We start from the raw sequence: 12,337 nt of genomic DNA, 5'->3' as shown, positions 1-12,337 counted from the left end.
CGGACGACGGGTACAAAATAAAAAAGCCGTCCCGATGTAATCGGGACGGCCCATTCTATTACAAATAATTAGTTTGTAGTAAAAATTCTCAATTTACCTGCAAAGCTGAAATTGGTAGCTTCTGGTTTTCCCTGATTAGGTGAATACGAGATGCTAACTGCGTTGGTATAGTCAGCTGTTCCTGCGCCGGCAAATTTAAAAGAAATGGCGCCGGTTGCAGTATCAAAACTATTAACAGTGATAGTTAAAGTAAGACCAGTACCAGAGTAAGAGCTATAATAATAGGCATTGTTTCTGTAAGGATCTTCGTCGTTCCAGTATTGTCCACCAGTTATGTTAGTAACTGCCTTGGTAGTTGGGTTGTAGTTAAAGCTAACCCATGCACCTTCATACCAGCTTACGTCGCTGAAACGTTCAACATAAATGTCGTAAGAGCCGTCGCTGTTTTTAATCGCTTTTTGTGTAGAATAATCAGATGACTTGAATCTGTAAGTACCGGTAACTGTTCTGGTAGCTCCTGAATTATCCGTGAAAGTGGTAGTCGCAGTAATTGGCTCATCAGACCCCAGTGAATTGATTACTCCATTCATTTGCTGTTGTAAAGTGGAGTTATAAGTTTTCAGGGAGTCGTTTTGATTCTTTAAATCATTTACCTGGCTTTTCAGGTCGTTGATGTCGTCTTTTAATTTTTTATTACAAGACACAAGCGAAGAACCAATTGCAAATACACCGAGAACGATCAATAACTTTTTCATCTAAATTTTCCTTTTAATAGTTAGGGGTTAATTAAAAATGTCTGCGTCGGGTTTCTGTATAGGGCAATAACCGGCCATACCGCTACTGTGTGATACGGCGGTCATTATTAAGAACGTGAATGTGCGGTGCTAATTAGTAAGCAAAACGATAAAATGGTGTGTGAAGGGCGGTGCCTTGAAGTAAGAGTTGTTTTTCATAGCATGGATTATTGGGGTTTGCAACTATTTTATTAGCTGCTGTATTTTAACGAGGCAAATATAGAAGAAACATTTTATGGATGCAAGCTTATATGGCTAAATTGTTTTATTAAATACTTCAAATGCAGTTATAACGGGGTGACCTGTTTGAAAATGGCTACAGATTCTGCGGGAGTGTACTCAAAAGTATCAGCGCAACCGGGATCAGTTTTTCTTCATTCAATTCCCTGCGTAAAACCTGCAGGGCTTTTCCGATATGTTTCTCCACTGTTTTAACGGAGATGCCCATTTCCTGCGCAATGTCTTTATAGCTCATGCTGCCATAATGGTTCAGCATAAATGCCTGCCGGCATTTTTCAGGCAGGGTATCGATGCTTTCCCGGATGCGGTTCTTCAATTCCCTTTGTTCATAAGGGAACGGCTGGGTAAAGGCAGTCTGTTGTTCCTGGTTCAGCATGTTTACATGATGCGTATGGCGCGAAAGCTGGTCGCGCAAATGGGTGGATACTTTATATTTTACCGCATTGGTCAGGTACCCAACAATGTTCAGGTCGGTGGGCAGTTCGTTGCGCCGGGTATATAAACTTACAAACACATCCTGCAGAATGTCTTTTACGAGTTCTTTGTCCTTTAAAATATTATAAGCCTGGTTGGTGAGGGGCAGTACGGTATTATTATACAACAGTTCAAAGGCTTTTTCATCGCCCTGTCGTATCGCAGTCCATAGTAGAGAAGCGGTATGGTTACTACTATTAGAGATTTTTTTCAGATTTGGCAGCAAAAGTATCCGCAATATAAAAAAACTCAATATTATCTTATGATGAAGATATGGTAAACTTAAAATGAAATGATTTTTTTTATCGGGGAGGGCATGGGGGGAAATGGCGGGTTGTGAGATAATAAAAAAAAGCACAGGGCATGACCAACGACCGGTTGCAATATTTACTCGACAGGTTTCTTACCAATACAGCTACAGAAGAGGAGCTGCAGGAGTATGCCAACTGGTATAAGCAACAGGGAGAAGCGGGCGGGCCGCTTTTTGAGAACGACAATAGCGACGGGGCTTCCGACTACAAGGCCGGGCTGTTCAGGTCTATAATAAATAATATACAATTAGCTGAATACGGGCAACAGCGGGGAGCTGTCGTGAGGCGGATGCGGTTTGTAAAAATTGCGGTGGCGGCACTGGTGGTACTTACCGGAACGCTCGTATTATACAATAGTCTTTCAACAAAACCGGTCACTGCCGTTGCCGGAAAACAGGTGGTAGCGCAAAAGCCTGTGGTTGAAAACCAGGTGACAAGAAAAAACACCAAACCGGGCGAGGATACACTTACGTTGCCCGACCATTCTGTAGTACTGTTGACACCTGGCAGCAGTATCAGCTACCTGGAGCACTTTGAAGCCCATGCCCGTAATATACAATTGCAGGGGCGCGCACTTTTTGAAGTTACACATGATTCCACCAAACCCTTTACGGTAACGGCCAATGGTTTTGCCACCACTGCGTTGGGCACGCGGTTTATTGTAGATGGCACCCGGCATGTTGTTTCTATCAGGCTGTTAAAAGGGAAAATAGTAGTGAATGCGACCGCCGATGCAGGCATGGCCTTACAAAAAGTGTACTTAACGCCGGGGCAGGAATTGAGGATCAATACCACCACCAAACAATTTGCCCGCATCATGCCCGGCAGCAAACAACTGCCAAACAGGATCTCCGAAAGCGAGATCACCATGGCGCTTTCTTTTGAAAAAACAAGCCTGGCTGTAGTTTTTGAGCGGCTGGGCAAATACTATAAAACCTCCATCCTATACGATAAAGCTGAAGTACAGGGTTTGTCGTTCACAGGCGATTTCCAGGCTACCGATGAATTGGACCTCGCGCTAAAAGTGATCTGCAACAGTAACCACCTGTCATTCAAAAAAGAGCGTGATCGTATTGTAATCAGTAAACAGTAGAAATTTATCAGTTATCTCTTAGGCAAATTATCTCGCCTCCCGATAGCTATCGGGATGGCGGACAGGCCGCCTATTGCACAAAACCGAAATTATACAATGCAAACAAGAACCAAGATTTTAAGATGGGCTGTATACCTGGGACTGGCGTTCCTGAGTATACCAGCTTCGGCCCAGCAATCGGCCAAAATAACGGGCGTGGTACTGGATGAAAGCGGAGATCCGGTAGCCGGTTCAATAATATCTGTGAACCCAAGCGGAACTACGGATACGGTACGCACTTACAGCGATAAGAACGGAAACTTCGCGATGCTGAACCTGAAAGCCGGCAACAAGTACGATGTGCTGGTGCAAAGTTTTGGGTATAAAAACTTCATTAAACGTTCATTCGTGGTAACTGCCACCGATAACAACAGTTTGTTTGTTCGCATGTCGCCTGCCTCCAATATCCTCGACCAGGTGGTGGTCACCTACGGTACCCAGCGCCGGTCACTGGTATCGGGCGCCATTGCGGAAGTGAAATCATCCACGTTACAGGATATGCCGGTATCGCAGTTTGCGCAACAATTGCAGGGAAAGGTAGCAGGTGTTCAGGTGAACCAAACCAGTGGTCAGCCGGGACGGGGCATCGGTTTTATCGTTCGTGGCGCCGCCTCTTTTACTTCCAGCAATCAGCCGTTGTTTGTGGTGGATGGAATACCGGTAACCGGAAGTATCAATAATATCAATCCTGCGGAGATCGAGAGTTACAGCTTTTTGAAGGATGCCGCATCCAGCGCTTTATATGGGTCAAGAGCTGCCAACGGCGTGGTGATGATCACTACCCGGCATGCCAAACAGGGAGGCCCCAGTGTGGAAGTAAGTTCTTATTACGCCACGCAGAAAATTCCCATGGAGCGCGTACCAAAAATGATGAATGCCCGGCAGTTTGCTACCTTCATGAAGGAGCGCGAAGACGACGCCAGGATCTATGAACCGGCCACCACGTTTACAAAAGATTATGACACTACCTACGCAGATCCCGGCAAATATGGTGCAGGTACTAACTGGTACAAGCTGTTGACGCGTGCTGCCCCCATGTACAATATCGATGTGGTTATGCAAGGGGCGCGTGAACATTCAAGGTCGCTTTTCATGCTTGGTTACCAGGAGCAGCAGGGGGTTATCATAAACAATGGCACCAGGTTATACAGCGCGCGTTTCAACCATGAAGTGTCGGCTATCAACGAACGCCTTAAAATGGGGGTGAACCTGGCGCCCAGCTACCGCGTTGACCATAATAACCGGTTGGGTACCGATGGCGTGAGCGGGTATTTCGAGCGCTTTTTTGAAGCAAGCCCGTTGATCTCACCTTATAACCCCGATGGCAGTTATGTACGTAATGTATCATCCCCCGGGATGGTGTCGTATATAAACCCGCTGGCAATTTATAACCTCACCAACGACGACTATTATACCACGCGCCTGCTTGGGAATGCATATGCTAACCTGGAAGTTATTCCCGGCTTATTTGTAAAAACCAATATTGGTGTTGATAAAGGCGGCGAAACAAGAAAATATTTCCAGGGCGGGTTAGTGGGTGCTACCCAGGGACAGCCAACCGGTGCAAGCTCGGCGGTAGACAATTATTCGTGGACGGCAGAGGGCTACCTGGTGTATAAGAAAACAATTGCCAAAGACCATAACATAGAAGCGCTGGCGGGCTATTCGGCACAAAAATTCAGTACCTACAGCAACAGCGTTAGCGGATCGGGCTTTACCAGTGATGACCTCACTTATTTGAACGCTGCCTCCAGCACTTCGGGCAGCAGCTCCGGCGGTGCGTACTCCTTATTGTCCACCATTAGCCGGTTGAATTACGACTACAAAAAAACATACCTGCTTTCGGTAGCCATGCGGCGCGATGGGTCGTCGAAATTCGGCTGGGATAAACAATATGGTAATTTCCCCTCCGTATCGGCGGGCTGGATCGTCAGCAATGAGCGTTTTATGAATAAGATCCCCGCCATCAGCTTCATGAAAGTACGTGCAAGCTATGGCGTAACGGGTAACAACTTCTTTGACTCTTATCTTTCCCAGGCTACCATTGGCACCTATTATTACGACTTAAACAATGTGGTAACGCAGGGCCAAACCATCAGCAATGTGGGCAATAGCATCCTGGAATGGGAGCGCAACAGGCAATTCGATATTGGTTTTGATCTTAATCTTTTCGACAACCGCATCAGCTTTACATACGACTATTATCATAAGGTCACTGATGGTCTTATACAACAGCGTCCGCTGCCTACTTCTTCCGGTTTTACCCAGATCATCTCGAACGTTGGCGCCCTTAAAATGTGGGGACATGAATTCACTGTCAATACAGTTAACCTGGAAGGAAGAAAGCTGAAATGGAATACCACGCTTATTTTGTCAATGGACCGGAACCTCATCACTAACCTGGTTGATCCCGGTTTCATTCGCCGCAATACTACCGTTTCGAGTGACTATTACCGCCAGCAGGTGGGGCATCACCTGGGTGAGTTTTACGGGTTCGTATACGAAGGATTATACAAAGATGCGGCCGACCTGGCCAAGAGCGCCAAATACCAGGTTACCGCCGGCAATCCCAATGGTAATTCTGATATAGGTACCATAAAAGTGAAAGACATCAATGGCGATGGCGTTATTGACGATGTGAACGACCGTACGTTCATTGGCAATCCTACACCCACTTTTACCGGTGGTTTGGTGAACCGGTTTGCTTACGGAAATTTTGACCTCAACATCGACATGACGTATTCAGTAGGTGGTAAAATTCTGAATGCGGCCAAATGGGCTTACCAAACCAATATGGATGGCAGCCGTGTTCCTTTGGCAGCAGCGCTTGACCACTGGCGTTCGGTAGATGAACCTGGTTCGGGCATGTATCCACGTACTAAAAGCGGAACTACGGCCATGGGACGGCAGGTGAATTCACAATGGATAGAGAATGGTTCTTACCTGGCCTTAAAGAATATAGCGTTGGGTTATACCATCAGAATGAAAAGCGTTCCCTGGCTGAATGCGTGCCGGGTGTACGCCTCCATACAGCAGGCCTACATTTTCACTAAGTATACGGGCATGAACCCCGAAGCTAATGTGAGCAATACCGATCCAACACAGGGAGTGGGTGTTGACGAAAATGCCTATCCTATTCCCAGAACTTTTTCCCTTGGTGTAAACCTGTCTATCAAATAAATCTTTCAATCCAGGTATAATGAAAAGAATACAGCTTATTATCACCGGTTTTTTACTGAGCGGAGCAGTGGCCTGTAAAAAGGATTTTATACAACTCACGCCTCCTGATACATATACGGCCAATAATTTCTATAAAACAGAAACCCAGTTCCAGTCGGCCATTATAGCGGCGTATGCCCCCTTGCGCGATGTACTGGTGAACGATTTTTTTACTTCGGAAATGCATAGCGATAACACTATTTATCAGCCATATCCCGATCAGGGAACGGCCTATGTACAGCGAAGGAATATTGCCGATTTCACCAATACCAGTACCAACGCCTATGCCAATGCTACCTGGCAGCACAGTTATACCGGCATCAGTCGCGCCAATGTGATCATTCAAAGTCTGCTGCAGGCGCCCAATATTTCCGACTCCGTACGCAGGAGCATCGACGGACAGGCCAAATTCCTGCGTGCGCTGAACTATTATAAATTGGTGCAATTATATGGCGCCCTGCCTTTGTTCCTGAAGGTAGTTGAAAAAGCAGATGACGCTTTTATTCCCAGAACAGGTGTTGACACTATTTATCAGCAGATCATTGCCGATGCGCAGGATGCGGTGAATGAGCTGGCGCTCCCAGGCAAGTTCCCGCAAACGGGTATTGCCACCAAAGGCGCGGCCACCATGCTGCTGGCCGATGTTTATTCCCAGCAAAAGCGCTGGAGCGATGTGGAAGCCTTATTGAATACGCTGCCAGCTATGGGTTATAGTTTGTATGTCAATTATGCCGATGCTTTTTTACCGGCCAATAACAACGGTACCGAATCACTGTTTGCGATCCAGTTCCTGGGCGGGCCTACCACCACTACGGGCGTTACCCCCAATCCACTTTCCATAGCATTTATTCCCCGCAGCAAAAACGCAACGTTGTTAACCGGCATCACAACAGACAATACAGGATCGGGCGGCTGGAACACCCCCAGCAGCGATTTGATTGCGGATTTTGAAGCTAACGACAAACGCCTCGATGCCTCCATAGGTATTATTGAAGGCGCCTATGATGGCAGTTATTACTTCACCTATTCAGCTGCTAAAAGTATCCTTAATTATACGCCTGCTGCCGGAAAGATCGGCATCCCGTACATAAAAAAATACCTGCATGCTCCGTTGCCGTTTACTACAGGCTCCAGTGATGATTTTCCTGTTTACCGTTATTCAGAAGCCTTATTGCTGCTGGCTGAAGCGTTGAACGAGCAGGGCAAACCGGCCGATGCATTGGTGCCATTAAATAAAGTGAGAACAAGGGCCGGGCTTACCGCCATTACCACTACCGACCAGGCGCAGCTGAAAACTATCATTTTCCACGAACGCCGCGTAGAACTGGCATTTGAAGACCATCGTTGGGAAGACCTGTTACGTTCAGGAAAAACCAATGCCCTGGCCGTGATCAATGCCTTTGGGGTAAAGATCCGCCAGGAATTAGGCTACCTGCCTTCAGATTCACATGTGGTAACCGGGCATAACCTGTTGTTCCCAATACCTCAAACTGATTTAGACCTGAATACTAAATTAACTCCAAACCCGTAATTGAGTTAACCAGTTGACCAGTTGATCAGTTAACGAGTTGACAAGTTGATGGCGTTGATAAGGTTGATAGCGGGCAAAACTGAGATGTAAAATAAAACAGGGCGAGAACCGGGTTTCCTGGTTCTCGCCCTTAAATTTTTCAGCCTACTGCCTGCTGCCCGGATTTCTTCCTGGTAAACTGGTCAACCGGTCAACTGGTCAACTCTACCTAAAACCCCCTATCTTCGCGTTGTGTATTTAAGGAAATAACGAAACAACTGCTTAGATATGGGTTATGATAAAAAGATGCTATGTGTGATAGCGTGTTCTTTATCGGCTATTACGCTGTTTGCGCAGGAACAAACACCTGAAACAGACACCACTCACAAAGTACACGTATTGCAGGAAATCGTTATCTCCGCATCCCGCTTACAGGAAAAGCAGCTCGCCGCTCCCGTAAGCATCTCAAAACTGAGCAATTCCCAAATACAACAGACCACAGGGCACGACTTCTTTGATGCCATTGGCACTATGAAAGGCGTGCATATGATCGTACCCGGCATGGGTTTTAAGATCATCAATACCCGGGGTTTCTCCAATACCACCAATGTGCGGTTTGTACAAATGATAGATAATATCGATAACCAAAGCCCCCATATTGGTGCGCCCATTGCCAATGCGTTATCACCCGGTGACCTGGATATCGATCATGTGGAAGTAATACAGGGGGTGGCCTCGGCCTTATATGGCATGAACGCTACCAACGGACTGGCGAACTTTACAACGAAAGATCCATTCATCACCCAGGGGTTCAGCATACAGCAACAGATTGCCGTGAACCATGTAAACGACCCCAATGATGTATCGGCCCGGTTGTATAACGAAACCAACCTGCGCTGGGCAAAGGTTATAGGAACAAAATGGGCTTTTAAAATAAATGCGGGATATAACCGCGGCTACGACTGGGTGGCCGATAACCGGAGCGATCTGTTCCCCACCGGCAATGCTACTACCAATTTATATGGGGCCGATAACCCGGCTTATGATGCCGTAAATGGTTATGGCAATGAATCCTCCAACCGCAAAACGCTTACCCTGGCCGGAAAGAATTACGTGGTGGCGCGCACTGGTTATTACGAGCGCGATGTAGCCGATTACAACCTGCAAAATGTAAAGGGTGATGTATCGCTTTATTTCAGACCTACAGAAAATTCACAGCTCTCTTATACCTACCGCACTGCATTTCTGAACAATACGTATCAACGTTCCAACCGTTTTCGCCTGCAGGATTATTTATTGCAACAGCATATTGTGCAGTTTAGGAATTCCCTGTTTCAGGCAAGGGCATACATTACTTCAGAAAATACCGGCCATTCTTACAACCTGCGCTCTGCGGCCGAAACCCTGGACCTGAGTTTTAAAGACAACAACAAATGGTATGCAGATTTTACCAATGCATTTAATACGGCCTATTCAACAAAAGCAGATGCGGCAGCCGCCCTGCACGCGGCCCGTGATGCGGCAGATAATGGCAGGTACCAGCCAGGCACTGATGCTTTTAAAGACAAACTGAAACAATTACAGGAGATCAATAACTGGGACATTGGCGCGGCCTTAAAAGTAAAAGCCCGCCTGGTGCATACCGAAGGATCGTTTGACCTGGGTAAAGCATTGCACACCGCTTTTGATCTGCATGTGGGCGCCGATTTCAGGGACTATATCATTGTACCTGATGGAAATTACTTTATCAATCCCACCGACTCAGGACATAATTTAAACTATACCAGCTATGGTCTTTTTGTGCAAGCCTCAAAAAGATTGCTGCACGATAAATTGCAGGTAAGCGCTGTGTTGCGTGGCACCGGTTATGAATATTTCAATTTGAAATGGAATCCCCGGCTTACTGCCGTATACGGGTTAACCCGCAATGATTTTGTGCGGTTCTCTTATCAGAACGGTTACCGGTTCCCCAGCATCTTTGAAGGGTTCTCCAATATCAACAGCGGTGGTGTAAAAAGGGTAGGGGGATTGAAAGTGATGTCGAATGGGGTATTTGAAAACACCTGGTTGAAAAGCTCTATCGACGCATTTACCGCAGCCGTGAATAAAGATGTAAATACCTCCGGACTGAGCCAGGCCGCTGCCATTGAAAAGAATAAAGGCCTTTTGGTGCATAACACCTATACGTATCTGCAACCGGAACAAATGCACTCCTTTGAAGTGGGCTACCGGTCCATTCTGTTTAACGGCCGGTTCTCGGTGGATGTGGATTTCTACTACAATTTCTATTCAAACTTTATTGCCCAGATCGAAGGCAGTGTACCCAATACTACCGACAGCGCCCAGATTCCTGCGTACCTGTATGATAAAAATAAGCAGGCCCGCTATCGCCTGTGGACCAACTCCAAAACCATTGTTCATAATTATGGCACCGAGATCGATCTGTTGTACCTGATCGATAATCGCTACTCCCTGTTCGGAAATGCCAGTTACCAGACGTTGAAAAGAACAAGCGCCAATGACGGACTGGAAGATGGTTTCAATACACCCAAATGGATGGTGAACGGCGGCATAAGAGGCGCGAATGTATACAAGGGCCTGGGCTTTTCTTTATCGGCCAGGTATCAAAGCAATTTCTACTATCAGTCGTTCCTGGTAAATGGAACTGTTCCGGCGGTTTTCAATGCCGATGCCATGGCGCAATACGCATTTAACAAAACAGGATTTACCGTAAAACTGGGCGCCACCAACTTCCTGAACCATTATTACTATTCTATCCTGGGCGGGCCGCAGATAGGTGGGTTTTATTATACTACACTTACTTATACATTAAAGTGATGAATTGTGGGTAATGGTGCCGTTGCAGGTTGCAGGTTACAGGTTGCAGGGAAAACGAACTACCCAGGCCTTGTAACCTGAAACTTGTAACCTGCAACCGGTATTTAGTAACCCGTTACATCTTTTGCCTAAATTTGGTAAAAAGATATGGTCTTTCCCATTGGTGATGACAACAGAGACAGGAAAACTTTTCCTATAGTGAATTACCTGCTTATAGCGTTGAATGTATTTGTGTTTATATACTGGCAGCGATGGGGTCATAACTCCGAGGTAACCCTGGGTTATTCCACCGTTCCTGCCGAGATCCTGACCGGCCGCGATATTGTTACCCAGTCATTGATGGAGAAGGATCCCATTACCGGGAATGTTACCGAATACCCGGGTTTAGGGCCCACCAACATCCCGGTTTTTCTTACCTTATTTACCTCTATGTTTATGCACGGCGGCATTGCGCACCTGGCCGGGAACATGCTCTATTTATGGATCTTTGGCGATAATGTGGAAGATGCGATGGGCCATATAAAATACTTTTTCTTTTATTTGTTATGTGGGGCACTGGCCAGTTTGTGCCATGTGTTCAGCACTTTGATCTTTGGCCCAAGTTTGCTGATCCCCAGCCTGGGCGCCTCGGGCGCTATCTCCGGCGTGCTGGGGGCTTACCTGCGATTATTCCCCGGTAAGCGGGTCCATCTGCTTACCTTCTTTATTATCATTTCGGTTCCGGCCTTTATCGCCGTAGGCGTTTGGTTTGCCTTCCAGGTAGTGAACGGCTTAGGCGCTTTAGGCGGCGATGACGCTGGTGGTGTTGCCTATGCCGCGCATATTGGCGGGTTTATTGTTGGTTTGTTATTAGTAGGCTGGTTTGGCAAGGATTATATTTCGAGGAAGAGAGTGGCGAAGGCTTCCAGAGGAAGATTTATATAGTTCGTAAGTTATCAGGTTATTGAGTTTGTAAGTTCTTAGGTTATTAAGTTATTGGGTTTGGAACCTAAGAACTTAATAACCTGAGAACCTAATAACAGTTACTTTTCGAAAACAACAGCATCCGGTTTCGCGCCCAGCTTCTCTAAAGTACCATTAATGTCACTAATCATTTTATCAGGTCCGCACACATAAAAATGTTTATTAAAATCGGTTACGTGTGAACGCAGATAAGGTTCATCTATCTTGCCGCTTTCATATCCTTCTTTTGGTTCGCGACTTAGGATATTGATAAAGTTGTTGCCAAGGATATCTTTCAACTCGCTTTCATAAATAATATCGCCTGCGGTTTTATTGGAGAAGAACAGGGTGTTGCCCGCTATCTGATTGTCGCGATGTAATTGTCTGAGGATGGCGAGGAAGGGTGTTATGCCGGCGCCGCCGGCAATAAAATAACCAGGCCCTTTGAATTCAATGGCACCCCATACATCGTGCAGGATCAATTCATCGCCGGGCACCAGTTGATGGAGCTGATTGGTAACGCCTTTATGTTCGGCATATCGTTTTATCGTAAACTCAAGAGTGGGTTCGTTATTCAATGAGGTAAACGTAAATGGTCTTCGCTCTTCTTTCCAGCCTTCTTTATTAATGGCTACTTCGGTTGCCTGCCCGGGTTTGAAAACATAACCAGCAGGTTTCTCCATGCGAAAACTTTTTACATCGTGTGTAACCTGTTTGATGGTCTTTATTTTAACAATATGCGATTCCATAATGGCTTGTTTTTAGAAAATATTATAAGCAATCTACAGATTTACCCGCATATTCCCCAAATCTTCCACAGTGCGAAGTTTGTATTTTTCAATGGGTTATAACAACGCTAAGGCGGAAAGGGTGTGGT

8 protein-coding genes are annotated in these 12,337 nt (G+C 46.2%); 5 read left to right on the top strand and 3 right to left on the bottom strand.

Features of this window, described 5'->3' with window-relative positions; translation table 11 throughout:
- Positions 1-68: 68 nt before the first annotated feature.
- Together NIAKO_RS25645 and NIAKO_RS25640 are read right to left on the bottom strand one after the other, a co-directional pair.
- The gene (locus tag NIAKO_RS25645) at positions 69-755 is read right to left on the bottom strand and encodes a hypothetical protein (RefSeq protein ID WP_014221365.1); all 687 of its coding nucleotides are present in this window, start codon (positions 753-755) and stop codon (positions 69-71) included.
- 355 nt (positions 756-1,110) lie between these two features.
- A complete protein-coding gene (locus tag NIAKO_RS25640; RefSeq protein ID WP_165761271.1) occupies positions 1,111-1,734 on the bottom strand; it encodes an RNA polymerase sigma-70 factor in 624 nt (207 codons plus the stop codon).
- A 137-nt stretch (positions 1,735-1,871) separates the two neighbouring features.
- On the opposite strand from NIAKO_RS25640, the gene NIAKO_RS25635 reads away from it, so the two are divergent.
- From NIAKO_RS25635 to NIAKO_RS25615, 5 genes are all read left to right on the top strand, one after another.
- A complete protein-coding gene (locus NIAKO_RS25635) occupies positions 1,872-2,912 on the top strand; it encodes a FecR family protein (protein ID WP_014221363.1) in 1,041 nt (346 codons plus the stop codon).
- Between the two features lie 96 nt (positions 2,913-3,008).
- Positions 3,009-6,131: a SusC/RagA family TonB-linked outer membrane protein gene (locus tag NIAKO_RS25630; protein ID WP_014221362.1), complete on the top strand. Its 3,123-nt coding sequence runs from the start codon at positions 3,009-3,011 to the stop codon at positions 6,129-6,131.
- Positions 6,132-6,150: 19 nt separating this feature from the next.
- On the top strand, positions 6,151-7,701 hold the full coding sequence (locus NIAKO_RS25625; RefSeq protein ID WP_014221361.1) for a RagB/SusD family nutrient uptake outer membrane protein: 1,551 nt from the start codon (positions 6,151-6,153) through the stop codon (positions 7,699-7,701).
- Between the two features lie 267 nt (positions 7,702-7,968).
- The gene (locus NIAKO_RS25620; RefSeq protein ID WP_014221360.1) at positions 7,969-10,518 is read left to right on the top strand and encodes a TonB-dependent receptor; all 2,550 of its coding nucleotides are present in this window, start codon (positions 7,969-7,971) and stop codon (positions 10,516-10,518) included.
- 147 nt (positions 10,519-10,665) lie between these two features.
- The gene (locus NIAKO_RS25615; RefSeq protein WP_014221359.1) at positions 10,666-11,442 is read left to right on the top strand and encodes a rhomboid family intramembrane serine protease; all 777 of its coding nucleotides are present in this window, start codon (positions 10,666-10,668) and stop codon (positions 11,440-11,442) included.
- Between the two features lie 98 nt (positions 11,443-11,540).
- Here the strand turns inward: NIAKO_RS25615 and NIAKO_RS25610 are convergent, their stop codons facing one another.
- Positions 11,541-12,209 carry an FAD-binding oxidoreductase gene (locus NIAKO_RS25610; RefSeq protein ID WP_014221358.1) on the bottom strand — a complete coding sequence of 223 codons (669 nt, stop codon included), beginning with the start codon at positions 12,207-12,209 and terminating at the stop codon, positions 11,541-11,543.
- Positions 12,210-12,337 lie beyond the last annotated feature (128 nt).

Source organism: Niastella koreensis GR20-10, from assembly GCF_000246855.1.
Taxonomy (GTDB): domain Bacteria; phylum Bacteroidota; class Bacteroidia; order Chitinophagales; family Chitinophagaceae; genus Niastella; species Niastella koreensis.
This window is presented reverse-complemented; position numbering and strand designations above follow the sequence as displayed.

Coding starts and splice junctions, on each gene's coding strand:
- NIAKO_RS25630 (WP_014221362.1), top strand. CDS start 3,009: ATGCAAACAAGAACCAAGATTTTAAGATGGGCTGTATACCTGGGACTG.
- NIAKO_RS25615 (WP_014221359.1), top strand. CDS start 10,666: ATGGTCTTTCCCATTGGTGATGACAACAGAGACAGGAAAACTTTTCCT.
- NIAKO_RS25620 (WP_014221360.1), top strand. CDS start 7,969: ATGGGTTATGATAAAAAGATGCTATGTGTGATAGCGTGTTCTTTATCG.
- NIAKO_RS25625 (WP_014221361.1), top strand. CDS start 6,151: ATGAAAAGAATACAGCTTATTATCACCGGTTTTTTACTGAGCGGAGCA.
- NIAKO_RS25635 (WP_014221363.1), top strand. CDS start 1,872: ATGACCAACGACCGGTTGCAATATTTACTCGACAGGTTTCTTACCAAT.
- NIAKO_RS25645 (WP_014221365.1), bottom strand. CDS start 755: ATGAAAAAGTTATTGATCGTTCTCGGTGTATTTGCAATTGGTTCTTCG.
- NIAKO_RS25610 (WP_014221358.1), bottom strand. CDS start 12,209: ATGGAATCGCATATTGTTAAAATAAAGACCATCAAACAGGTTACACAC.